21 protein-coding genes and 1 pseudogene are annotated in these 24,185 nt (G+C 67.2%); 11 read left to right on the forward strand and 11 right to left on the reverse strand.

Features of this window, described 5'->3' with window-relative positions; genetic code table 11:
- Positions 1–37: 37 nt before the first annotated feature.
- From ACWEVN_RS11465 to ACWEVN_RS11480, 4 genes are all read right to left on the reverse strand, one after another.
- Positions 38–2,611, reverse strand: a complete 2,574-nt coding sequence (locus ACWEVN_RS11465) for a hypothetical protein (protein ID WP_452051163.1) — start codon at positions 2,609–2,611, stop codon at positions 38–40.
- 155 nt (positions 2,612–2,766) lie between these two features.
- A complete protein-coding gene (locus tag ACWEVN_RS11470) occupies positions 2,767–4,188 on the reverse strand; it encodes an esterase/lipase family protein (RefSeq protein WP_452051164.1) in 1,422 nt (473 codons plus the stop codon).
- A gap of 240 nt (positions 4,189–4,428) precedes the next feature.
- Complete coding sequence (locus tag ACWEVN_RS11475; protein WP_452051165.1) at positions 4,429–6,834, reverse strand: tyrosine-type recombinase/integrase; 2,406 nt, start codon at positions 6,832–6,834, stop codon at positions 4,429–4,431.
- Complete coding sequence (locus ACWEVN_RS11480; protein WP_452051166.1) at positions 6,831–8,087, reverse strand: tyrosine-type recombinase/integrase; 1,257 nt, start codon at positions 8,085–8,087, stop codon at positions 6,831–6,833. Before ACWEVN_RS11480 ends, ACWEVN_RS11475 begins: the two co-directional genes overlap by 4 nt.
- A gap of 397 nt (positions 8,088–8,484) precedes the next feature.
- On the opposite strand from ACWEVN_RS11480, the gene ACWEVN_RS11485 reads away from it, so the two are divergent.
- Both ACWEVN_RS11485 and ACWEVN_RS11490 read left to right on the forward strand, forming a co-directional pair.
- Positions 8,485–12,267, forward strand: coding sequence for a tetratricopeptide repeat protein (locus ACWEVN_RS11485; RefSeq protein ID WP_452051167.1), 3,783 nt, complete (start codon positions 8,485–8,487; stop codon positions 12,265–12,267).
- On the forward strand, positions 12,260–12,631 hold the full coding sequence (locus tag ACWEVN_RS11490) for a hypothetical protein (RefSeq protein WP_452051168.1): 372 nt from the start codon (positions 12,260–12,262) through the stop codon (positions 12,629–12,631). Before ACWEVN_RS11485 ends, ACWEVN_RS11490 begins: the two co-directional genes overlap by 8 nt.
- A gap of 82 nt (positions 12,632–12,713) precedes the next feature.
- On the opposite strand, the gene ACWEVN_RS11495 is transcribed toward ACWEVN_RS11490, so the two are convergent.
- Positions 12,714–13,442, reverse strand: coding sequence for a hypothetical protein (locus tag ACWEVN_RS11495; RefSeq protein ID WP_452051169.1), 729 nt, complete (start codon positions 13,440–13,442; stop codon positions 12,714–12,716).
- 18 nt (positions 13,443–13,460) lie between these two features.
- Here ACWEVN_RS11495 and ACWEVN_RS11500 point away from each other — a divergent pair, with 18 nt between their 5' ends.
- Positions 13,461–13,943, forward strand: coding sequence for a GNAT family N-acetyltransferase (locus tag ACWEVN_RS11500; protein ID WP_452051170.1), 483 nt, complete (start codon positions 13,461–13,463; stop codon positions 13,941–13,943).
- A gap of 45 nt (positions 13,944–13,988) precedes the next feature.
- On the opposite strand, the gene ACWEVN_RS11505 is transcribed toward ACWEVN_RS11500, so the two are convergent.
- Positions 13,989–14,453, reverse strand: coding sequence for a hypothetical protein (locus ACWEVN_RS11505; RefSeq protein ID WP_452051171.1), 465 nt, complete (start codon positions 14,451–14,453; stop codon positions 13,989–13,991).
- A gap of 135 nt (positions 14,454–14,588) precedes the next feature.
- On the reverse strand, positions 14,589–15,206 hold the full coding sequence (locus ACWEVN_RS11510) for a hypothetical protein (RefSeq protein WP_452051172.1): 618 nt from the start codon (positions 15,204–15,206) through the stop codon (positions 14,589–14,591).
- A gap of 416 nt (positions 15,207–15,622) precedes the next feature.
- On the opposite strand from ACWEVN_RS11510, the gene ACWEVN_RS11515 reads away from it, so the two are divergent.
- Positions 15,623–15,868, forward strand: a complete 246-nt coding sequence (locus ACWEVN_RS11515) for a hypothetical protein (protein WP_452051173.1) — start codon at positions 15,623–15,625, stop codon at positions 15,866–15,868.
- 135 nt (positions 15,869–16,003) lie between these two features.
- Here the strand turns inward: ACWEVN_RS11515 and ACWEVN_RS11520 are convergent, their stop codons facing one another.
- Positions 16,004–16,234, reverse strand: a complete 231-nt coding sequence (locus ACWEVN_RS11520; RefSeq protein ID WP_452051174.1) for a hypothetical protein — start codon at positions 16,232–16,234, stop codon at positions 16,004–16,006.
- A 24-nt stretch (positions 16,235–16,258) separates the two neighbouring features.
- Here ACWEVN_RS11520 and ACWEVN_RS11525 point away from each other — a divergent pair, with 24 nt between their 5' ends.
- Positions 16,259–16,762, forward strand: a complete 504-nt coding sequence (locus ACWEVN_RS11525; RefSeq protein WP_452051175.1) for an SAM-dependent methyltransferase — start codon at positions 16,259–16,261, stop codon at positions 16,760–16,762.
- Between the two features lie 74 nt (positions 16,763–16,836).
- A complete protein-coding gene (locus ACWEVN_RS11530) occupies positions 16,837–18,063 on the forward strand; it encodes an MFS transporter (protein ID WP_452051176.1) in 1,227 nt (408 codons plus the stop codon).
- Between the two features lie 37 nt (positions 18,064–18,100).
- On the opposite strand, the gene ACWEVN_RS11535 is transcribed toward ACWEVN_RS11530, so the two are convergent.
- Complete coding sequence (locus ACWEVN_RS11535) at positions 18,101–18,250, reverse strand: hypothetical protein (RefSeq protein WP_452051177.1); 150 nt, start codon at positions 18,248–18,250, stop codon at positions 18,101–18,103.
- A gap of 199 nt (positions 18,251–18,449) precedes the next feature.
- On the opposite strand from ACWEVN_RS11535, the gene ACWEVN_RS11540 reads away from it, so the two are divergent.
- The 4 genes and pseudogenes from ACWEVN_RS11540 to ACWEVN_RS11555 all read left to right on the forward strand — a co-directional run bounded on the left by ACWEVN_RS11540 (position 18,450) and on the right by ACWEVN_RS11555 (position 22,822).
- On the forward strand, positions 18,450–19,697 hold the full coding sequence (locus ACWEVN_RS11540; protein ID WP_452051178.1) for a diguanylate cyclase: 1,248 nt from the start codon (positions 18,450–18,452) through the stop codon (positions 19,695–19,697).
- Between the two features lie 685 nt (positions 19,698–20,382).
- Positions 20,383–20,718 (forward strand): annotated as a pseudogene (locus ACWEVN_RS11545) (pentapeptide repeat-containing protein); the annotation flags it as partial.
- A 202-nt stretch (positions 20,719–20,920) separates the two neighbouring features.
- Positions 20,921–21,406, forward strand: coding sequence for a pentapeptide repeat-containing protein (locus ACWEVN_RS11550; protein ID WP_452051179.1), 486 nt, complete (start codon positions 20,921–20,923; stop codon positions 21,404–21,406).
- Positions 21,407–22,132: 726 nt separating this feature from the next.
- Entirely contained in the window at positions 22,133–22,822 is a 690-nt protein-coding gene (locus ACWEVN_RS11555; protein WP_452051215.1) for a kinase, read from the forward strand.
- Positions 22,823–23,138: 316 nt separating this feature from the next.
- On the opposite strand, the gene ACWEVN_RS11560 is transcribed toward ACWEVN_RS11555, so the two are convergent.
- On the reverse strand, positions 23,139–23,363 hold the full coding sequence (locus ACWEVN_RS11560) for a hypothetical protein (RefSeq protein ID WP_452051180.1): 225 nt from the start codon (positions 23,361–23,363) through the stop codon (positions 23,139–23,141).
- 86 nt (positions 23,364–23,449) lie between these two features.
- Positions 23,450–23,710 carry a helix-turn-helix domain-containing protein gene (locus tag ACWEVN_RS11565; RefSeq protein ID WP_452051181.1) on the reverse strand — a complete coding sequence of 87 codons (261 nt, stop codon included), beginning with the start codon at positions 23,708–23,710 and terminating at the stop codon, positions 23,450–23,452.
- Positions 23,711–23,799: 89 nt separating this feature from the next.
- On the opposite strand from ACWEVN_RS11565, the gene ACWEVN_RS11570 reads away from it, so the two are divergent.
- Positions 23,800–24,168, forward strand: coding sequence for a hypothetical protein (locus tag ACWEVN_RS11570; protein ID WP_452051182.1), 369 nt, complete (start codon positions 23,800–23,802; stop codon positions 24,166–24,168).
- Positions 24,169–24,185: the final 17 nt, after the last annotated feature.

Here is a 24,185-nt window from a genome sequence, read left to right on the forward strand (position 1 = left end):
TCCTCGCCGCATCTTGGTTGCTCAGATTATTGTCTTGTTAGGGCAGGAACGCGGCGGGGTTGTCCTCGGTCAGCCGGCGGTAGTGTGTGACGGCTTCGTCGATCGCAGCCAGGGCGCCCCGACGGTCACCAACCTCAATCCTCGTGGCGGCTTGGTTGCTCAGCGACATGGCGAGGTCGGGCAGGAACGCGGCCAGGTTGTCCTCGGTCAGCCGGCGCAGTAAGGCGACGGCCTCATCGAAGACGGTCAGGCCACCAGCGCTATCACCAACCTCACTCCGCCGGTTGGCTTGGCTATTCAGCGCCGCGGCGAGTTCGGGCAGGAACGCGGCCGGGTTGTCCTCAGCCAGCCGGCGGTAGTATGTGACGGCTTCGTCGATCGCAGCCAATGCGCCCCGGAGGTCACCAACCCGATCCCGCATGCCAGCTTGGTTATTCAGGAACCCGGCGAGGTCGGGCAGGAATGCGGCTGAGTTGGTCTCTGCTAGCTGGCGCTGCAGAGCGACGGCCTCGTCGATCGCGGCCAAGGCGCCCGCGCGGTCACCAGCATCACCGAGTCGGACAGCGAGGTTGTTCGACCAGGCAGCGAAAGCCTTGCGGTTGTTGCCGTCGGTGTTTGCGGGGTCCAGTTCTGGTCGGTTGCGTTGCGTGGCGGTGAGTGCAAGCGTTCGGAGCGCCGCGTGTCCTGCGGGTATCGTGGTGGCGAGCTGAGCCAGTGGCAACGGTGTGTCTTTTTGCTCGGCGAGTTCTGTCAGCGTGGCGGCGAATGGTCCGCCTTGGTTCAGAGCAACGGCGAGGCCCGTTGACCACAAGTAGATATGGCGGTCGAGCAGTCTTCGGGTCAGGTCTTTGGCGGCCGAAGTATCCTGTTCCGCTGCGCGGGTAAGTACAGAACACGCCCGGAAGCCTTCCATGATCGCGGCTTGTACATCAGCATCGACGTGCGTCGCGTCCGGATGCTCAGCCACCTGTCGGTCTGTCGTTGGAGCAACCGGTATACAACGATCCAGTAGGTAAGGGGTGGCGGTGAATTCTCGTAGTACTAGCCGCTCCCCGACGGGGTCAGGCCGGATCGCGAAGCCTTCGTCCGCAGTGTCCGAGGCAAGCAGTCCGATGAGCACGTCGACGAGGACAGCTCGATCGAGTGTGGGATCGGCAAATTCATCGATGGCGGTGACAGCTCTGGTTGCTCGATCTGCAGTGGCTGGTCCGAGAATTGTCAGGACCGCACCCACCCGCGCCAGCAGCCACGAGGGATATTCAGGCAGTTCGCGTTTCTTGCACGTCCGCTGCCAGTATTCGAATTCTCGCTCCAGGACCCGGTCATACAGCGTATCCCGCTGGGTCGGCAGCGCGTCGTCGATAGCGCTGTCGGTGGCCAGCCACGCCTGCAGTACCAGGTCCAGGGTGGTCCAGCGCGGGTTCGCTGGTGGCTGTTCGACGGTTGCGGCCGACCTGCCGGGCAGTTCAGCGAAGCGTTGCGCGGCGCGGCGGAACACGCCTGTTGAAGCCGGATGCCGCCGTGGCAGCGGAACGAGCAACGGCGCGGCGGAACTGAGGCCGTCGCGCTCGGCGCCGCTGATGATGGTCGTTAGCCAGTCGCCGGTCGCCCGGGCGGTTAGCAGCATCCTGGTCGGCTCTTCCCGACCGCGGAGTGTCTTGAGCGTCGCAAGTACACCAGTTGTGGCGGTGTCTTCGACGTAGTCCACGACGACCAGCACGGGTGACTCTACCCCTGCCAGCCAGGCCAAATCTTCGCTGCTGGGTGTCGGGTTCTTGGCGAGGAACCCGGTGTACCAGCCCGCTGCGTCCAGCCTGCGGCACAGTTCGGCGGCCAGGTGGGTTTTGCCGGCGCCGCCCACGCCGTGCAGCACCGCGAGTTCGATACCGTCGTTGGCGGTGCTGCGGGCCTCGGCCCAGTCCAGCAGCAGGTCCAGTTCATCGCGGGCGTAAAACGGGACTACGCCTTGGCGCGCCTTGATCTGGGTCAGCGGGCCGGCCTGTGGGTTGGGCGCCAGGTACGGGGCGGTCAACGGCTGAAAACCCGGGGCCCGCCAGTCCTCCAAGTCCAGGGCAGGGTCAGTCCGGCGGGACAGTCCAACGTCGACGCTCATCCCCCATCGCCACCGCCCACCGGCGGTACCTGTGGTCGTGATCATTTCCGCGCCGTCGGCAACGGCGGCGGCCCAGTCTTTGACCGCTGCGGTGGCGTTCGCCGGTCGGGTCGCGCCGGTGACATCGATCGCGAGGAAGGACCCCGCTGCCTCAGTCCCAGGCCGAATCTCTCGCGCCAGCGGGAACCCGTCCTCGGTTACCGGCGCGGTGGCATGCACCACGTCGCGCAGCGGGTAGTCGGCCTGCGACGTCGGCCACGAGCCGTCCAGCCAGATCATCACAATCGCGTGCCCGGCCCCGCCGTGCCGGGGGTCCAATACCACGATTATCGGATGCAGCCCGGCATCCAGGCACGCCCCGGCATAGGCCACGCACACGTCCAGGCAGGTTCCGTGCCGTGGCCGGGCTAGCACCTGGTCCACTGGCCGGACGGTCTGCAAACCCGCGCCGCTGCTGGTTGGCTCACCGACGTAGCGCACCCCGGCTTCGGCGAACACCTCGTAGATTCGCCGCGCTCGCTCGGCAGGCGCCTGGCTGTGCGGTCCGGGCAGCCTCCGAGCCAGGCGTGCTGGCAGGAGCTTGCGCGCTAGGTCTTGCTGGACGTAGCGAGCCAGCTCCTCCGGATCGTCCGCGCGGTCCCAGCGCCACCCGGTCATGGCTGAATCACCCCGATGACGTCCTCGCCCACCACCCGGTCTACGTCGGGCACCTGGTCCAACTCGACCCGCAGCCGGTACGCACCCGGCGGCAGCTCCGGGATCTCGACCCGCCAGCTCCCCTCCCGCCAGTCGACCGGAAGATGCTCCGGTAGCTCAAGCGGGACACCGGGCTCGGCGATGAGCCTGGCCCGGGCTGTCACCCGTTGGGGATCGGCGCCGCACAGTCGCACCCGTGCCGTGGACGGCTCGCCGGCGGCGGTGACCTCGTCCACGTCGAACCCCACCCACGGGCGGTCGGGCCCGGCTTCACCACGCACCGCGTCCAGCGGGGCGGATTCGAATCGAGCGACAAACTCCACCACACCATGTGCCGAGGCAATCGGCAGATGCGGTTCCGGCCACCAGGTCCGGTGATAGACCCCATCGTCAGCCTCAGCCGCATACTCCACCGGAGTGGCGGAAATAGCGGGAACCGTGCCGTCTCCGCCTTCCCAACCCTGGCTGGGCAACCACTCGGCATCCGCACGACTGACCAGCACGCGCTGGCCCTCGACCACGGCGCGACCGGCGGTGGCGTGTCCGGTGGCGTAGAAGGCCATGAACCGCGAGCGTGCCTGCGGTTCGCACTCGAACACCGCCGCGCAGGACGCCTCCAACTCCAGGTGCGTTCCGTATGCGGTCTTCGCCCGCGTGCGGAATGACTCGGGGGCGACGGAAACCTCGTGTGGATACGCCGGGCCGGTAACGTCCAGCACCGCTGGATAGCGTGGCAGCAGCTCCCACGTTGACTCCCACCCTGATACCACCTCGGCGGCGGACCGCAGCAGTCGACTCGACACCGCCGCCATCGGCCGCGGACCTAGCCGCACTCCGTTGAGCAACCAGTCGATCGCCTTCGGCGCGCCGCGGTGCGGCGTGCCCACCGTAATCAAAGAACGGCAGATCCGGTGCCCGCCCGACACCGCCCACCACCACCGGGCGACCACACCACCCATCGAGTGGGCAACCACGATCACCTGCCGATTTCCCACCCTCCGCTGGATCTCATGCCGCAATCTCTCGGCGTTGTAGGCCATTCCTTGACGGAAATCGTAGGGAAACAACAACACGCTCGCCCCTGCCCGGGGCGCCCTGTGCGGATGTGCAGTGTCGATATCGTCGGGTCCGAGGGAGAGCCGGTTCATCAGCCGCTGGACCAGCCTGTCGTACCCGGCCACCTTCATCCACGGCAGCACGCCCAAGCCCGGCAGCAACCCAACCGGCACCACCGGCTCCGACATCGCCAGCCGGTCTGGAGCAAACGCTGCCCGGACCGTTCCGGACAGGTTCTGACCCCACACGGGGCGGCCGTCGTGCTGCTCGAGGACGCTGCCTCCAATACCGGGAACGATCACAAGCAGATGCGTCAGGCTCAACCGGCCCTCCCTGCGGTCATCCGACAATTCACTTGCCTTGAACGTCGCGTAGCCACTTGCGAGTTCCCGACCTGCATATCACGGTTCCAACCGGCGTAGCCAGAAACCAAACCGGGCGATTGTCGGGAAATGATTCACCGGTTTTCCGCTTTGCGACCGTAGTCGGCGGTGTGTTCTCAGCCGAGTCATTGAGTTGACCGACTGCGCGGACTACCTACCGTTGTCCTGTTCAGGGCACATTTAGCTGTCCTTGATGGTGGGAATGCCGAGGTTGACTGGTCCGGTGGGCTGCCGGTCTCGGGTGCGGTCGAGGCTGACCAACTTCTGTACTGCTTTGTCCAGGCTGCTGCGGAGGCCGAGGGCCTCTCCGAGCCATCCGTTCAGCTGTGCTTCACGGATGCGGTCCTTGAGGTTGTCGATGATCGCGACCAGGCGTGGCCGCGCGGCGAGGTCGAGTCGGAGGCTGGGGCAGCGGATGCAGGCGAACTCGTGCTGGCAGGGCGTGCCGTAGGGGCGGGCGCATTCGCCGAGTTCCAGCTTGCGGGCCTGGAAGTGCTGCTGAAACTCACGCCACTCTGCATCGGTCGGTTCGCGATATTCGGCTTCCGGGCGGATCGCTCGCCGCCGGTCAAGGAACGCGCGGTAGTTGCGGACGAGGTCTTCGTCGAAGATCGCCATGTAGGCCTGGGTGGTGTTGATGTTGGCGTGCCCCAGCAGCCGCGCGACGATGTGCACGGGTAGCCCGCCGGTCGCGGCCTCGGTGGCGAACATGCGCCGGAAGTCGTGCGGGGTATAGACCAACGGCGCACCGGCTGCGTCGCACAACCCGGATTCCGCGAGCGTCACCTCGAGCAGCCGGTTCAGTCCGGAGTAGGAGATGATCTCCCAGCGCCAGCTGCGTCGCCGCTGGAACAGGTGCGGCAGTGGCGGCCCGAGGACCCGGTCATGCGGGTCGTAGCGGCGGGTCAAGGGGACAGTGCCGCCATTCTGCCGGCGCAGCCGGGTGATGACGGTGGCCAGAACGCTGGCAAGCTCCGGTCCGACCAGCAGCAGCCGTTCCTCGTTGCTTTTCGACGGCACGATCTGCAGCATCGGGACAATTTCACCGGTGTCGGGCAGTTGGTAGGACACCAGCGCCAGGTGCGTCAGCTCGCACATCTCTTCTACCCGGATTCCTGTGTGGCGAAGTGTTTCGATGCTCGCCCATGCCCAGAACGCGGTGTTCTCCCTGCGAGTCACATCGATCCGCTCCCCTGCGTCGAGATCCGAGACGGTGACATTCGGTGGGGCCTGTCCGCGGTAGCGGTGTGGGATGAAGGCTTTCTCCTCCACGCGACGGTAGCGGCGCTCCTGGTAGGCGAACTCGTCTCCGACGGCGGCGGCGCTGGCGAGTTCGAGCAGACCGCTGTGGAAGGCACGTTGCCGTTCGGCGGTCTCGACCAGTGCGGGCAGGCGCGGTAGCCGTTCGCGTACTCGTTGATGCATCTCGTCACTGACCTGCCGGGCCACCTTCGCCATTCCGTCGGTCTCGCCGCGCCGGATCGGCGACGGCACCGCCCACCGCACCCACGACGGGTCCTGCAGGGCCCACTGCTGGATGTCGAGGTAGAACGACTGCACACGAGCCAGCACATCGAGGTAACCCCGCCGCGGGCGTGTGGGTCCGTCTTTCGTCGTGATCACGCGCAAGCGCTGTTTCCAGGCGGCGGCGACGTCCTCAGGTAGGCGCAAGGTGTCGATGCCGGGATGGTGGCGCTCGATGTCGATCCAGAAGTTGCCGACCAGGTCGGTCACCAGGCGCCGCAGCGATGAATAGTCCAGCTGAGGCCGGCGCTGGTCCAGATAGCGGACGAGCACCTCGCGGATCTCGGCGTTGCGGATCGGGTAGCTACCGACGAGTTCGGCGTTGCTGCGCTGGCCGGTGCGCAGGGTGTCGCGGAACGAGGGCGGCCCCTCGAGGCCGGCGATGTCGCGGACAAGGTCCCAGGCCAGGTTCGCCTGGTGCGAGCCTCCGATGTACTTGCTGCCGCGCTGCTTGACCCAGGCGCGGAACTCGAGGAAGTCCTCCGCGGTCAGCTGGTTCAGGTCGCGACCGGTGTGTAGCACCAGCTTGCTTAGGATCGACAGCGCCTCGGTGCGGCGCCGCATCGGTGCTTCCAACGCGACGGCGCGCTCTTCGAGTTGGATAAACAGGTCTGGTCGGTGCGTCTGCCGGACATACCCGAGCAGATGGCTGGCTGCATACGCCGTCAAGAAGGTGTAGCTGGGCACCACGACACGCGCCAGAAGCAGGAAGGTCAGGCCATGGGTGAGCACCGTCCGGTACTTCGGATCTGTACTGGCCTCTCGTGCGATCACGTCGTCGATCCAGCCGACACCAGCGTCGGCGCCGCTGTTCACCCACCGCTCCTGCCAACCGCGTCCTGGGTGCTCCGCCAGCCAGGACAGGACCCTATGAGCGCCCTCGACCCGCCACCGGCGCGCGTCCCGGTTACCCAGTGGCCACGTGGGCAATGACGAAAACGACGCAATGACCTGCTCGATCGACCAGTCATCCAGCGGCCCCACCCGGGCGGCGCCCGACGACGGCGTCGCCGCCGCACCGACCTCGGCGACATCGCTGGTGAGCAGGGGTGTCCTGGTCATCGAAGCCCTCCCAGCAGGATGTCGAGATCCGTGGCGTCGTACCCCACCGCGACCGGCGCCGCCGCTGCCGGACGCGTTCGGTCCGTGAGGTGCCGGCCGACGCGCCGGATGATCTGCGCTTCGTCCTCGACGACATACACGTCCGCTGTCGTCGACAAGTGCGCATGCCCGAGAATGACCTGCACATCCTTCAAAGAGAGGTTCTCATCGCGCGACATCCGCAATGCGGCCGTGTGCCGCAGGTCGTGCATGGTCCAGTTCGTTCCGAGGACAGCGTTGACCCGACGGAACACCGCCCGCAGCGCCTCATAGTTCAACGGCTGCCGACTCAAACCCCGGCCCCGATCGCGCCGCCGCAACGTCCACCACAGCCGTGAGTCCGGCGCCAGCGGCTCTCCGAGGTCGGCCAGGTAGAGCCTGATCCACACGAACGCCTCCGCGCTAGTCGGAAGCCACTGCTCGGCGCCGCTGCCCTTGCGCACCACCCGCACCAGCTGATCACCCCAGTCCAAGTCGACCGCGCGCACACCAAGGAGCTCCGCGGCCCGGGCGCCGTTGCTCACCGCCGTCGCCAGCAGCGCACGGTCTCGATTGGACCGCAGCGCTCCGAAAACGTCGCGCCACAACGCTTCCGGCATCTCCCGCGGGCGACGCTTCGGGACCTTCGGGTTGTAGCGGATCCGGCCCTCGGCCCGGAACGGCTGCAACGGGTTGTGGTGGGCGTTGCTACGGCCGCCACGCGGATCCCGCGGCACCGGGTTGACCACAGGACCCTCGCCACGATCGATCCAGTACTCGTAAAAGGCGCGGACTACCGCGTTCGAGTGCCGGACCGTCCGCGGCTGGTAACCGTCGCCGAGGTACTGCTTGCGCGTGATCGGGTTGACCGTGCCGACCAACCCGGCCGACGTAGTCCGGCTCGACCGGCGGAGCTTCACCGCCTGCCGCAGCCACAAGACGAAGTCCCGGGTTTCCGCCTCGGTGGCGCGGTTCCACTCGATTCCGGCAATCAGCAACCAACGCCACCACCGCAGCAGGTCGTAGGCGTAACTACGCACCGAGCCAGGACTTCGGCCCATCGCGACGAACTCGGCCAGGAACTCCCGGATCGGCGCGACAACGACATCGTCGGGGCCGACGACCACCCATGGGACCGAGCCTTCCGCTGCAACGACGCGGCCCCATCGCGGCAGCCGAATCTCATCGATGGCCCGCTGCGGCTCGTCAGTCAATCCGCTCACCTCCGTGATCACGATGGAGGTGATCTACCGGAACACCCGGCGCGTGAAGCTCAGCCCGCGGGCGTGTCCTCCGTTAGTCCGGTCAACAGGCCGACGTCGCCGATGTAGACCAGGTCTCCGGTGTCCGGGTTGTGTCCGCCCAGCAGGAGCCCACCGAGGGAGCCGGACAGCCGGTTCTGCCCGGGTGCTGGTAGGTGGCAATATAAGAACTTGTCGAATAGCCAGCCGCTCGGTGACCAAATGAAACGGCTCGGCCGTCGGTGATCGGCCTCTCGTCGACGCTCGACCAGCGGCACAAGAGCGCGTTTGCGCAACCACTATCTCCACTGTGGTTGGCTTGGGGTCCGACGTAACGCTGCGTAGATCATCGGCGACTGGACGATACGAGAGGGGCTCTGATGTTACCGTGGTGGACCGGCTGCTGGTCGATCTTGACCTAGATGGACGTGTGTCCGTGTCCACCTGGGTGGCCGGCGAGCTTCCCAGCGCAGCCACCAAGCCCGCTGTGCTGACGTGGCCGCTGGATGCGGATCAGCTTGAGAATTTGCGTTGGTATCTGGAGGACTACCTTCGGGCACCGTTCGGCGTCTACGAGGACCAGGGCAGCCGGATCGCCAACGACCTCCCGGAGTGGGGCACGGCGATGTTTTCCGCTCTGTTCGGAACCGGTCCGGCTCGCGATGCCTACATCGCCGTCCGCAGCCGTGCCGTGCAGCCGGGTGCGACGGAGATCGTCCTGCGGTCGACGTTGCCGGCCTGGCTGGGGCTGCCCTGGGAGCTACTGCAAGATCCTGCTCGGCCCACGCCGGTGGTACTGGACGGGCTCGGAATCAGTCGTAGCCTGTCACCTGCGCAATGGGGCCCGACCTTTGCCGTGGAGGGTTCGAAGCTGCGTGTGTTGATGGTAATCTCCCGACCGCGCGGCACCAACGATATCGGCTACCAGATGATCGCTCGTCCGCTGCTGCGCCGGCTGAAGGCAGTGCAGGGCCAAGTCGACCTGGTGGTGCTGCGTCCACCGACTCTCGACGCACTGATCAACACCTTGCAGGCGGCCCGCGCGGAGGGGAATCCTTTTCAGATTGTGCATTTCGACGGCCACGGCGTACTGGCCGGAGCCCGAGCCGGAGCCGGTGCGGGCACACCATTGAGCTACGGTCAGCCAGCGGGCGAAGGCATGCTGGTGTTTGAGAAACCTGGTGGTGGCGCCGATCAGGTATCGGCGGAGCGGATCGGGCAGGTGCTGGGTAAGGCACAGGTTCCGGTGGTGGTCCTCAACGCCTGCCAGTCCGGCGCGGTTGGCAAACAGTTGGAGGCAACGGTCGCGACCCGGCTGCTGGCCGGCGGCGCTTCGGCAGTCGTGGCGATGGCCTATAGCGTCTACGCCGTGGCCGCGGCCGAGTTCATGACCGCGTTCTACGAGCGACTGTTCACCGGCGACACGGTCAACGACGCGGTACTGGCCGGCCGCGCTCGAATGGCGAACCGGCCCGAACGCCCCAGTCCGAAGGGTCAGTTGCCGCTCGCGGACTGGGTCATCCCGGTGCACTACCTGCGCCGCGAGGTCCATTTCCCCGACCTGCGAATCCTCCCCGCCGCGCCCTCCGGGGTGACGTTGGATGCCGCGCTGGACGCTTTGCGCACCGCTGGCGAGCATGAACAGCGCGATGCGCTCGCACCGGTAGGTGAGTTCGTCGGCCGTGACGGATTGTTCTACTCACTGGAAGTCGCCGCTCGTACTCAACGAGTGGTGGTCTTGTATGGCCCGGGCGGGACCGGGAAATCCGAGTTGGCCAAGGCGTTCGCGCGATGGTGGCGCGACACCGGCGGTGTGGAGCACCCGGAGTGGGTGATCTGGCATTCCTTCGAGCCTGGCGTTGACTCGTTCGGGCTGGACGGGGTGATCTCGGCCATCGGCCTGCAGGTCTACGGCGCGGACTTCGCCCTCCAAGATCCGCCCGTCCGCAGGGCTCTAGTCCACCAGCTGCTGCGCGAACACCGAGCGCTTGTGGTGTGGGACAACTTCGAGTCCGCGTGCTCGATGCCTGACCCCACCTCGGCTACCCCACCGCTGGACGACGCGGCCCGGGACGAGCTACGTGAGTTTCTGCACACGGTTGCGGCCGGCGGTCGCAGTGCCGTGCTGGTCACCAGCCGTACCCCCGAGACCTGGCTAGGCGAGCTGCGCCGTATCGAGGTAGGCGGCCTGACCCGCGACGAGGCGGTGGAGTACGCCGATCATGTGCTGCACCCATTCCCGGCGGCGATGCCCCGGCGAGCGTCCCGTGCGTTCGCTGAGCTGCTGGCCTGGTTGGATGGTCACCCGCTGAGCATGCGGTTGCTGCTGCCGCACCTGGACACCACCGACCCGGACGCCCTATTGGCTGGCCTACGCGGTACCCGCCCCCTGCCCGACAGCATCGACGACAGTCGTACCACGTCTCTGCCGGTGAGTATTACCTACTCCATCAACCACCTCGAACCCACCGCACGTCGGCTGATGGTTGCACTCAGCCTGTGTGTCGGTGTCGCCGACGCCGACGTGCTTGGCTGGTTCTCCGGCGACGAGCAGGTTCCCGACCGCTTCCGCGACGTCGACCGCGACAGCTGGTCTTCCGTGCTGGACCAGGCTGCACAGGTGGGTCTGCTCACAGCGTGGGGCGGGGGGATGTACAGCGTCCACCCTGCGCTGCCCGCCTTCCTGGCCCAGCAGTGGCACACCGACGACCCCGAAAGCTATCCAGCAGACCGCGCCACTGGCGAACGCGTGCTACTTAGGGCCTACAGCAGACTCGGAACCTGGCTGGACCAGGAGATCAGGTCAGGTAATGCCGCGCTGGCGTACCAGATCATCGGTCTTCAGCGGAGGATGCTGGGGCACCTGCTCGGCCTTGCGCTGCAGCAACGCCAGTGGCCGGAGGCTCTGGCTATCATCCAACCTCTCAACCGTTTTTGGGATCGCGGTGGACTGACCGTCGAAGCCCGTGGGTGGGTCGACCGAGCACAACTTGCCCTGGAGGACACGGACGGGAACCCGCCACCGCTCCAGCAGCCAGAGGGAGCGCTTTGGCTGTTCGTCGTCGGCGCGCACGCCAGTCGCCTACAGCTCGCGGGTCAGCTGGATACCGCCGAGGCTAGCCATATCCGTATTCGTGAGATGTTGCTGGCACAGCCGGACTCGGAGCAGCAACGTCACCAACTCGCTGCCGTCAGCCACCACCTCGGCAGGGTGGCGCAGACTCGCAGGCGGCTGGACGAGGCCGAGCAGTGGTACCGCCAATGTCTCGGCATCAACGAGGAACTGGGTGACCGGCACAGCGTGAGCGCCTCGTACCATCAGCTCGGCATGGTGGCAGAGTTGCGAGGGCAACTGGACGAGGCCGAGCAATGGTTCCGCCAATCCGTCACCATCAGCGAGGAACTGGGTGATCTGCCCAGTATGAGCATCTCGTATCATGAGCTCGGCATGGTGGCAGAGTTGCGAGGGCAACTGGACGAGGCCGAGCAATGGTTCCGCCAATCCCTCACCATCAGCGAGGAACTGGGTGATCTGCCCAGTATGAGCATCTCGTATCATGAGCTCGGCATCGTGGCAGAGTTGCGAGGGCAACTAGATGAGGCCGAGCAATGGCACCGCCGATCCCTCATCATAAAAGAGGAACTGGGCGATCGGCCTGGCACGACCGCCTCGTATCATCAGCTCGGCATGGTCGCAGAGTTGCGAGGGAAAATGGACGAGGCCGAGCAATGGTTCCGCCAATCCCTCACCATCAACGAGGAACTGGGTAATCGGTCCAGTATGAGCGCCTCGTATCATCAGCTCGGCTTGGTGGCAGAGTTGCGAGGGCGACTGGACGAGGCCGAGCAATGGTACCGCCAATCCCTCACCATAAAAGACGAGCTGGGTGATCGACCTGGGATGGCTATGACCTACGGGCAGTGGGGGATTCTCGCCGAAAAGCGAGGAAAAACCCGGGAGGCACTTGAGTGGACGGTCCGATGCGTGGCGCTATTCGATGAGTTTCCGCATCCAGCAACAGGCCCCGGTCCAGTGCATCTGGCTCGGTTGACAGCGCAACTCGGCCTGCAGGCCTTGACAGAAGTGTGGAGTGGCGTGACTGGAACAACCTTGCCGCCAGAGGTCTTCAAGTTCATTAAGGACAATAACACCGCCGAGGAGAGCGATGAGTGAGCAGGTGCCCGTTATCGGCGGACCGGTCGAACGTGCGGCACGCGCCGCGGCACGCCGACTGGCGTCGGTTGGCGGGCAACGGCTAGAAGCCGATGTGGCGGCAGCCCTGTACGCCCGCGATGTGCAGCTGAAGCCGGATCAATATTTTGATCCCGTGACGCTAGGTTCCCTGATCGTCAGCGCGGCCACACTGACCTGGACTATCTTCAAGGATCTGCGCACCAAGACCTTGAAGCCGAAACACGACACAGTCGCTCGACGAGTGCGCATCGAACTGCCGACCGCTGAACAAATCTCGCCCGCCGACCGAGACCGGGTCATTGAAATCATCGTGGAAGAGATTCTCAACGACGGCGATGGATAGCACTCGCTGCCAACCAGTGTCGTGCCACGTGCTGCGCCGCCGGATCAGATTGCGTGCGCCGTGGGCTCTACTGCGATCGGTGTCACGAGTTGGTGGCAGAACGAACCATTTCCGCAGCGTAGCCATTGCCATCGGCGCCTGCGAGCGCGGCCCAAGCGGTCGCACAGGCCGTTGATACGCCGAGCAGGTCGGACAGGACTTTCGCGGGCAGTGTGGCTGCGTTTTCGATCATGGCTGTGTTGCGGCCGACTCGCCCGGGAACGCCCACGGCCCGCAGCCGTGTGGCCAAAGTCAAGGGATGCAGCGCCTGACCGGGTAAACCTCCTGGGAACAACCAGCGGTGATCGTCGGTGTGGCCGAGCGCAGCCTTGCCGCGACGGGTTGCCACGAGACCGAGCAGCAAAGCATCCAGGGGTTCGGGCATCGCAAGCGGCAGGCGGCCAAGCCGCAACTGAACCGTGCCGTCGACGTGCAGAACGTCGTCGACCGTAAGGCGGACGATCCTGGACACGGCCTGGCCGTACATCAGAACCAGCAAACCGGCGACGCGGTCGATAGCGGCGATGGTGTCATCGTGCAGCAGCCGGCGGGCGATGCGCCAGCGACGATCCTCGTCAAAGAACACGCGAGGGCGTGCCGACACGGCAGGCGGGGCGATAGCCGCGGACCCCGTGAAACCTCGTGCGCCGCACCAGGCGACGAAACCGCGAGCGCGGCGGGGCGTACGGCCGCCAAGCATGCACCAGAATTCGGCGAGCTTCTGCCCGTTCGCCGCGCGCGCAGCAGCCCGGTGCTGTGCCTGCGCAGCCACTACCTCACCCACTACGGCATGACCCAGATGTACAGCCACCGCTACCGGCTCCACACCACCCTCTGCGAGGACTGCCGCCAACTCGAAGCGCGTGATCCGCACGAACGCCGCCTCGCCGAATGGGCCCACCTCGACGTCACCACTCAGCACGAACCCCACGCCGCACCCGAGCAAGGGCTGGTCCTCGTCGCACATCCACCGACCACCAGCATGACCAGCCGGATCGAGCTTCGCCTCGACAGCGCGCCGGTCGGCACGGCGACCCTCACCTGCTGCACCGCCTGCCAGGTCGCCACGCTCGACTACGTCCACGTCACCGCCGGCCACCGCCGTCTCGGCTACGGCCGCGCCCTCGTCGCCGCGGCCCTCGTCCGCGCGCCCGGCTACACCTGGACTGCGCCGCTACCCGACAGCGGCCCCGGCACGTCCTTCCGCGCACGCATCTCCTTCCCCAGAGCGGCACCACCATGCATCCACCGTCAGCAGACGTCCGCCGGCTGATCGGCGTCGAACCGGCAGAGGCGGTCCGCGGCAGCCGGCACGCGGCTACGTGAAGTCGTCCGAGCAGGTGCGGTTGAGGAAGTCCACGAGGTGATAGCGCAGCTCGGCGACGTGGTTGTAGCTCACCTCGATCGAGCGGTAGCCGACGCGGACTGCCGACTCCAGAACTGGCCCGGGCACACGGAGCCAACTGCCCTCCGAGATCGGTTCGTTCCAGCGCCCGAGGTCGAGTTCACCGTGCTGAACGTGGTCGAAGTACAGCGGCTCAGCCAGCACCTGGTCCACCGCCGCGATAGCCGGCCGCAGTTCCCGGACCGGCACCTCGAACGCCGCGGGGCGCCCGCCAGGATCGAGCGGCGGCAGCTCGGCATCCGCGATCGGCCTCAGTCTTGAGGCGTCGGCGCCACTGCCATCGACGCAGTCAGCCGGCGCGCTACAGCGAAAACATGCACTGCCGGTGAATACCTCCACCGACCAGGTCCCCATCTCCGGAGTCGGTTCCAGTAACACGCCCACACGCCACCCCCTGAGTCCGTCCAGCCGAGTGTCCCCACCTGCGGTTCACGCACTCACCAAACCTCGGAACATCACCTGATCGAGTGCTACGCGCGGCAGCAACACCGACTACCGCCGGAGCTTGTCCTTTTAGTCGCCACCGCTGACCGGTGTGCCTGCGGCGGCTGCTGGTTCGGCGTCGTCCGCGCCGGGGCCGTTATGCGCGAACCTCGCGGCCTTTTGTTTCTGATCCTGGGCCAGCTTGCGCATTTGCCGCACGTACCGGATTGGCCTTCCGGGCGAGAGCACAAGCGCACTGTAGGCACCGGCAAGGCATTCAAAGATGGTGCCGACCATCATGTGAATATGATCGGCAGTGCCGACCTTCTTGACCTCGTCATCCTGAATCAGTTGCCGAATAATACCGGTCTGCTTGTACATGAAGACGTGGTATTGTAACGCAATCAGTGTTGACGAGAGCTGCAGCAGGTATCCGCCGATTACGTCTCGCTGTCGCTTCGGCAGCCCCTCGCTGAACTTCCCGAACTCGACGTAGAGCTGACTGCACTCCTCGCTCATGTCCTCTAGGTTCTGGGCGCCCATGAACCAAGCCACGCTGGCCGACTCCAACCCGTAAAGGTACATGAGGTCGTAGGGAAGCGAGAGGAGCCGAGCCTCCAGTTGACGACGGAGCCGCATGCGTTCGACCACGCGATCCTTCCTGGCTTCGAGATGAGGTTTGGCTGCATACTCGACCAGCATGGTCACCACTGCCGCGGTCCCAGCACTGATGAGTGCGGTCTGAACTACAGATATCGACACAGTCAACTACTACCATCTGGAATGTGCCCACTTACGCGCCCACTGAGTCAGTTCTTGTTCTGGACGCCGTGACCGACAGATAGGTGACGAACTCGCCGACGGGAAGCGAGGCCGGATTGGCCGCAGCGGTGAGGCCAATCCGCAACGGGCACACCGACGGTGACGCCAATTGCGCAATCTGGGACGACCTGCACGTCGACGCGGCCGGCAACGCCGCCAGGACGGCTTGCGCCCCGTTTTCGAGCTGGTTCGTCGACCCATCGCTCCGACTGAGATCACCCAGTTGGGGCGTTGCGCGCCTCAAGATGTGACACTCCACGAGCGCCTCGCGATATTGACGTTGAAGCTCAGGGAGGTGGTTCATGACAGGCAGGCAAGTGCGGCTACATCACGACGTCCGCATCGTCTCGATCGTCGTCGACCGCACCCGTGAGGAACTTCGCTACCCCGGGATCACCATCCAGTGCATCGACGACGGCGCCGTGGTCGAGCAGACGTGGATCCCGCTCGGGGTGGCCGCAACGGACGCGGACGACGAGGCGCTGCTTACCGCCTGGCATGTTGCCCTCCGCTGGAGCCAGTCCCCAACCGACACCCCGTCGACGTAATCGAGCTTCCCGGCAACCGCCCGCCACCCCTGCCTCCGGCGGTCCACGCTTCGGTAACCGCCGTGGTTCCGGCGTTCTTCCCCTCTTGCCCGGCACCGGTCCCTCGTCCAGCACCTGCGGGGACTTCTCAGCCCACTACGGTGTCCCCCGCTCGCCGATGAGAGCGTGAATTCGTGTCGCGGACACGGCAGTTGGTTCCTGGTAGAGATCGAAACCGCGGGTGTGTTGTCGGGTGTCGTCGGTCAGCGTGCTGGCTCCGAAGGCGTGGATGGTGGCCAGGGCGGCGACCAGTGGCGTGGCGCCGGCCGGGGTGCTGGTGAGGGCGGTGACCGTGGCGGCGTTGAGGCTGATCGTCGTCCACGGCACGGTGGTGAACGCCTGGATTGGGACGTGGTCGTCCAGGACGTCAGTGAGCGCCAGGTGGATGCCGTGGTGGCCGGCCGGGATTTCGCGCAGCCGCCGCAGCACCGTGGGTTCGCCGGTGAGGGCGTGAGCGGGGATGGCCAGCTGCAGCCGTCCGGGGGCGAGGCCGCTGTCGGCCGCCCGTGCGGTGAGGGTGTCCAGCAGGACGTCGTCGTGGACGGTGCTGCCCGGCAGGCTGAGCAGGATCGCCGGCGCGGGGACAGGGCCGGCTGCCTCGCGCTATCTCACCTCACCGACGAAACCGCCCCCGCAGACCTGCGCGACCAAGTCCGCGCCTGCATTGACACCTATCAAGACAGCGCCAGCCCGCTTGTCGCCCGCGGCCGCGGTACCATCACCGGCTGGCTCGGTGGCCTGCACCTCATCCCACCGGGGATCACGGTGGCCAATCGCTGGCACCCCGATGACGACGCCCCTGGCGGGCCGGAACACGATCTCGTCATCGCCGGACTCGCCCAACTTCCCTCCTGAGCTTGCCCGCACTGCCGCAATTCATCGACCGGCGCGCCACCCCCGCCCTGGACACGTTGACCACAATTGAGCGCATGTCCGTGACTTACCGGCAAGTCTTCCAGGTTGGCGAGTTCCGCGCGCTCTTTTCCAGCATGATCGTGTCCGTTGCCGGTGATCAGTTCGCGCGTGTGGCTGTGTCGCTGCTGGTGTTCGATCGGACCGGGTCGGCCGGATGGACTGCCGCGACCTACGCGCTGACCTACCTGCCGTCGGTGCTGGCCGGGCCGTTGCTGTCCGGGCTGGCGGATCGCTGGCCGCGACGGCAGGTCATGATCACCGCCGACCTGGTGCGCGCCGCGCTGGTCGCGCTGATGGCGATCCCGGGGCTGGCGCTGCCGCTCGTGGCGGCGCTGCTGGTGGTGGTGCAGGCGGCGGGGGCGCCGGGCAACGCCGCGCGGGCGGCGACCGCGGCCGTGGCACTGCCGGGCGAGCAGTACGTGCTGGGCAAGGGCGTGCTCGACACGATCGTGCAGCTGGCGCAGGTGGTCGGGTTCGCCACCGGCGGCACGCTGGTCGCGGGCGCGGGCCCGGCGACGGCGTTGCTGGCCGACGCCGCGAGTTTCCTCGTCTCGGCCGCCGTAATCCGTCTCGGGGTGCGCGAGCGGCCCGCACCGAACGCCGCGCGGACCGGCGCAGTGGTCGGGGCCGGCGGGCTGGTCCGCTGGCGACGGGATCTGGTGGCAGGGTCACGGCTGGTGGCGCGCACACCGCGGCTGCGGGCGCTGGTCGCGCTGGCCGCGGTCGCTGGGTTCTACGTGACGGTGGAGGGCCTGGCCGCCCCGTACGCGGCCCAGATCGGCGGGTCAGCCGACGCGGTCGGGGTGCTGCTGGCGGCGAGCCCGGCCGGAGCGGTCCTCGGGATGGCGCTGATCAGCCGGCTCCGGCCGCAGCTGCGGTCGCAGCTACTGGGGCCGCTGGCGATCACGGCATGCGTTCCGCTGGTGCTGTGCCTGGCCCGGCCGGGGCTGATGGTCACGGTCGTGCTGTGGCTGCTGTCCGGAGTGGCCAGCGCGTACCACTTGCCGGCCTCGGCCGAGTTCACCCTCACCGTGCCCGACCAGCACCGCGCGCAGGCCTACGGGCTGGCCGCGACCGTGCTGATGACCAGCCAAGGCGTGGGGATCGCCCTGGCCGGCCTGGCAGCGACCGTCGTGGCCCCGTCCGCGGCGCTGGCCGGTGCCGGCGGGCTCGGCGTGGTGGCCGCCGGGCTGGCGGGCGCTGCGTGGAACCGCGCGCGCCGCGCCGCGCCCGCCGAGTAGCCGGCTGGACCACCGCATCCGTGTGTCGACTGGGCGGTCAGCGGCCCCATTCGTTGCCACGCTGCCACTCGTTACCGTGGCGGGACCACTCGTTGCCGTACGCGGCCGCGCTCCACTCGTTACCGAGGAAACGGGTCCACTCGTTGCCCGGGAGCCGGGTCCATTCGTTGCCGCGTGCGTTGCTCATCGTGTGCCTCCTGTCGGTGTATCCCCAGCCGCCTGACCTGCAGCGACTATCGACAGTCGGTGACACGGCGGTTACCGTGGACAGTTGTGTACGACCGGGGAGGGACGGATACAGCATGAAGGCTGCGTGTAGCGGGTGGATACCCAGCCGGTGGCGGTTGTGGTCACTGCCGCGACCAGCGATCCACGTCGTCCTCGCGGTGAACGCTGTAGCCATCGCGATCACCGCCCTGTCCTCGGCCGGCGCCACGATCAGCCGAAGCGAGATGATCTGGTTCGCCGTCCTGACGGCCGCGTCGATCGTGCACCTGGAAGCCGCGCGCACCATCGAGCGACGCCGGGAGCAGGCTCCCAAACACTCGCCCTACACCAACCTGAAGTCGCTGTGGGTCTTCGCCGCAGTGCTGCTGGTGCCGTTGCCACTGGTTATCGCCCTGACTGTCATCTCCTACCTGTACTGCTGGCTGCGGGTCTACGGCCCGGCAGTCGCCGTGCGCAAGGTCTACTCGGCGAGCACCTTCGTGATCGCCTCTGCCACCGCCGAAGCCGTCCTGCACGCCGGCGGCCTCATCACCGCACCGCGCCTGCCGACCAGCGCCTGGACGCTGCTCATGGTGGTCGCCGCGGCCGCGGCCTGGTGGCTGACCAACTACGCCCTCGTCGTGTTGGCGATCCTGCTGTCCTCCGACGAGCGCATCAGCGCCAAAGCCGCCCTCGGGCACCCCGCCGACCAGCTGGTCGTCGCGGCCGCGCTCGGTCTCGGGGTGACCATGGCGGTGGTGCTGGTGCACTCCCCGTGGGTGCTGCCCGCACCCATGCTGGCCGTGCTGTGCGTGCATCGCGACCTGCTGCTGCCCCAGTACATGCGCCAAGCCCGCACCGACCAGAAAACTGGACTGGCCGCCGCCGTCTACTGGTCCGACGCCCTCACGGCCGCGCTGCGCCGCGCCAAGCTCGCCGGCACCTCAGTCGGTGTGCTGTTCCTGGACCTGGACCGGTTCAAGGAGATCAACGACATCTACGGCCACCCGGCCGGGGACCAGGCCATCCAGGTCATCGCCGACCTCGTGCAGGCCGAGGTTCGCTCCTGGGATTTGGTGGCCCGCTGGGGCGGCGATGAACTGGCGGTCATGCTGCCCGACCTCGGGCAACAACAGCTCCTCGATGTCGCCGAACGCATCCGTTCCCGGCTCGCCGGCACACCGATCACCCTGACCGCCACCAGCGACGGCAAACACCACACCCTGCGCGGAGTAACCACCTCCATGGGCGTCGCCTCCTTCCCCCAAACCGGCAACACCGCCGACGAACTCCTCCTCGCCGCCGACCGGGCCCTGCTGCACGCGAAAAAGACCGGCCGCAACCGCGTCGTCCCCGCCGACCTTTCCGAACTCGTCACCGCGGATGGCTCCGCCGCCGACCCGGCCACGACACCGGTCGCGCAATGACCACGCGCCTGCGGGCGATTGAACTTCGGTGATGACCTGGAAGCTGCTCCGCAGCCGGTTCTTGCCCTCGCGGCTCTACCGGGGCTGGGCACCTGCGCGTGGGGTGCTGGCTCTCAGCGGGGTGACGTTGCTGGCCGGGATAGTTGTGCTGTTCGGGTGGGTGGACTGGCCTGCACTGGGCCGGTGGGCACGCCCGCTGGCGTTGCCGTTGGCCCTGTTCTCCGTCGCGGCAGGCGGCTTTGCGGTTGCGGTGGCGCGGCGGCGAGGGGAGCGGGCGCCGCGGCCCCGGGCGGCGGTGATGAGCTGGTGGGTTGTAGTCGCCGCCGCGATCGTGGTGGCCGCGGTGGGGTGGGCGGCGACCAGCTGGTTGCTCGGCGAGGCCAACCAGGCCGGCGATGCCGACAAGAAGGCCGCGGCGAGAGTCGAGGCGATCAAGACCGGGCTCGGGATCGGTGCGGGCACCACCGGCGTCTTCGCCCTGTTGCTGGCGGTGCGGCGCCAGCAACACAACGAAAGCGACGCGACGGAGAAGAACGTCACCGAGTTGTACACAAAGGCCGCCGACCAGCTCGGCTCCGACCAAGCCCCAGTCCGGCTGGCAGGGCTGTACGCGCTGGAGCGGCTGGCCCACAACAACCCCAGACAGCGGCAGAGCATCGTCAACGTCATCTGCGCCTACCTGCGGATGCCGTTCACCCCACCCGACACTCAGCCGCCGGCTGCAGTCGACACCCAGCTCGAAGAACACCAAGGGCGGGTGCAGGAGCGGGAAGTCCGGCTCGCCGCCCAGCGCATCCTGCGCGAGCACCTCCAGCCCAGTGTCCGGCGGACGTTCTGGAACGATATCGACCTCGACCTCACCAACGCTCACCTGATCGACTTCTCCTTGCAGGAGTGCCACGTCCGCACGGCCGGATTCATCGGTGCGACCTTCATCGGCGACGCCCAGTTCGGCGGCGCGACCTTCGAGCGCGTCGCCCGGTTCGGCGGCGTGATGTTCGAGCGCGTCGCCCGGTTCGCCGGCACGACCTTCACCGGCGACGCCTACTTCGAGAACACGACCTTCACCGGCGACGCCGACTTCCAGAACACGACCTTCGCCGGCGTCGCCCAAATTCAAATGCGCGACCTTCACCTGCGACACCAGCTTCGTCCGCACGACCTTCACCAGCATCGCCTGGTTCGATCATGCGACCTTTCTCGGCGACGCCCGGTTCGGCGACATGCCCTCTCCCAACTTCTCCGGGCTCGGCGCGACCTTCACTAGCTTCGGCTGGTTCCGCGACGCGACCTTCATCGGCGACGCCCAGTTCGGCGGCGCGACCTTCGAGTTCGGCGCCCAGTTCGACGGCGCGACCTTCAGTGACGCCTCGTTCGTTGGGGCGACCTTTGAGGACGTCGCCTCGTTCGACGACGTGACCTTCATGGGTGTCGCCATGTTCAACCGGGTGACCTTCACGGGCATCGCTGAGTTCAGGGACGCGATCTTCGTCGGCGACGCTGAGTTCGGGAACGCGAACTTCACCGACGCTGAGTTCGGCGGGGCAATCTTCGAGCGCGACGCCGAGTTTCGGGACACGACCTTCACCGGCGTCGTTCGGCTCGACCGCGCAGGCGCCAGCGGCAACGACGGTCAGCGACGAATTCGCGAAGTTCGGCAGCGGGCCCGGCGCCTGGCTGATCCGCCACCCGCTCCGACCGAGCCGTAGCCCCGCTAGAGGGCTACAGGCAGCTGGGCCATCGCCGCCGCCGCTGCTCGTCATCTAGATCAGCAGCAGCCGCCACTTCACCCCATCCGGTTCAGCACGAGCGGCACGCGTCGGTCTGCTAAGCCTCACCCCCCGCGGCACAATTACATCCGGCAACTGGACCTGACCTCTGTTCGTTCACCGTCGGCCAGGCCATCACCGGAACCGCCATCGGCGACGTCCGCGCCGCCCCAGTCTCGCCGGTGGTCGTCTGATGAGCGAGATCGATATCTACTGGACCTTCCGTGCGGACAGCGAACTCCAGGCCGGGCAGATGGTTGAAGCCACCCGCAACACCGGCCCCACCGCGCTCGAGTCATCCGCGGCTGGGTCGAACAGCTCGACACCCAAGCCGTGTTCGACACCTTGGGCCACGACGACCGGCTGCAGTTCAGCCTATTCGGAACCGCGGCGGCCGTGCAATTCATCTAGCTCACCGCCATCTCGGCGCCGGAGCATCCTGCCTGACAGAATCGAATTTCCGCAGGCCCCACTGCAGCGACTTCCGGCGGCTGGTGACAAACAGCGGCGCCCGCGTCGTCCAGCACTTGCTGTCATTGGATCGTACTATCTCGAGCGGCGACAGCCACGATTCACGGTAAGCCATGCGCATAGGGTTCATTGGCGACAGCCTGCTGCGACGGTTGCTTCCAGCGTCGCAGCACCTATCCGGTATTTGTGACGTTTATGGTTACGGACAGCGGTGAATCGCGTGGCGCGCCCCTTGGCGCCGAGCCAGTCGGAGGTTACGGCGCCGCGAAGCCGCCCCCAGTTACGCCACGGCAGCCGCCGAGCGGACCGACGGGCTCACCGCAAACCCGGCTAGTCGTGCTTCGAGGCCCGTCCGGTGCCGGCAAGAGCACGGTCGCCACGGCCGTCCGCGCCCGGCTCGGCCGCGGCGTCGCCCTGGTCCAGCAGGACCTCCTACGCAGGGTCGTCCTACGCGAGCACGACGTGCCCGGCGGGCTGAACATCGCGCTGATCGCGACGGTCTGCCGGTTCAGCCTCGACGCCGGCTACCACGTCATCCTCGAGGGCATCCTCAGCGCCGCCCGGTACGGGCCAATGCTGCACCAGCTGGCCGCCGACCACCGCGGCCGCACTACCTTCTTCTACTTCGACGTACCGTTCGCCGAAACCGTGCGCCGACACACCACGCGCCCGCAGGCCAGCGAGTTCACTCCCGAGGACATGCGCGGCTGGTACGCCACCAGCGGGCGGCTGGGCATGCCCGACGAGCAGATCATCACCAGCTCCTCGTCGCTGGACACCTCGGTCGCCCGGATCGTGGCCCACATGGCCGGGAGCGAAGGTGGGGCAAGCCGAGGGCCGGCGCGCAGGACCATGCTGGCCCGAGACCTGGATCAGCGGAGCTGACGTGCCTCTTGCCTGATCGGGTGACGGCCCTGGCGCCATCCGTAGACTTCTCCAGGCGACGGCGCTCCCAGGTGAGCATGATCCCGTGCAGCTGATGGTGCGCCGACACAACGGGCTCAGTTCGCCCTTCGGCGGCGCAACTGTGGTGATCCAGCCGAACGCTCGGGGCGCCGTGCAGCTCGTGACGAAATTCTTCCCGCCGCCGACGAGGTCGAGTACGGCGTTGACGCCCTTGCCGCCGGTGTGCTCCAGCGCGACCTCGACTGGGTCGGCTTCGCGGTAGTCGATCGGGATGGCCGACTCAGCACGCGGTGGTTCACCACAGCACCGGTCCGTCCTCGTCGAGGAAGGCGCCGGTCGTCGCGGCCGCGCCGCGGGCAACGAGGTCGAGGACCACTTTCGCGCCCTGCTCGGCGGTGCTGGGTCCGCAATGCCCGTTGAGGTCCGTGGCGATGTAGCCGGGGGTCACGGCGTTGACGCGCAGGTGCGCGTGGCCGGAATCCGCGGCGAACGCCGTCTCTTTGTTCGCGGACTCGCCCACCGTAGGACGAGCCCGTTGCCCGAGGCTGCGCCGGGCCGGCTGACGGACCATCCGACCACGCTGCACCCCGTCGGCGACCAGCCGAGCTAGCGGTTGCCGGGCAGGCGGTCATCCACCAGATCAGCGGCGTGCATGTTCAGCGCGATGGCGAGGCGCCACAGGGTTTCCAGGGAGATGTTGCCGCCGTGTTCCGCCCTGCTGATGTTGCCTCGATCCACGCCGCTGAGTGCGGCGAGCTCGATCTGGGTCAGATCCGCCCGTCGGCGGGCGGCTCGCAGACGCAAGCCCGTCGCCGCGAGGTGCTGCTCTAGCTTGTGATCGGGCGGGCCGTCGTCGCGCTGGTTCATCGCCCGAGGACCTTACCGGGGCGGACGATCATCCCCGACTTTGTCGAATATCTTGCACAAAATGTCGAAGATAACCTACATTCGATGAGGTGGCGCCTTCCCCATCTGCAACCGCGCTCGCGTTGCTGAGTCACTGGCGCGACCTCAGCGCCCGGGCCGAGCGCCGCGGCCCACTGGCCGTGGCCACGGACTCCACGCACGCCGATATCGAGTTGCGACCCGGTGTCCGTCTCGTGGGTGACGGTCGCGTTGTCGCGGTCCTCAACGGACGCGACCTCGTCGACCTCCTTGTCGAAGGTCCCCGCGCCCTGCAAACCCTCATCGACGCCCTCTCCGCCGAGTGGAACGCACACTCGCCGATGGGCGGCTGGTGCCGCGAGTGCGCCAGGCCCCTGCCGTGCCCCGCCCGCACGCGGCTGGCCGGCATCCTGGCGGCCGGCTCCGGCGGTGTGGCGTGACCACCGCCCACGTCTCC

It is taken from the genome of Amycolatopsis sp. NPDC003861, from assembly GCF_053605405.1.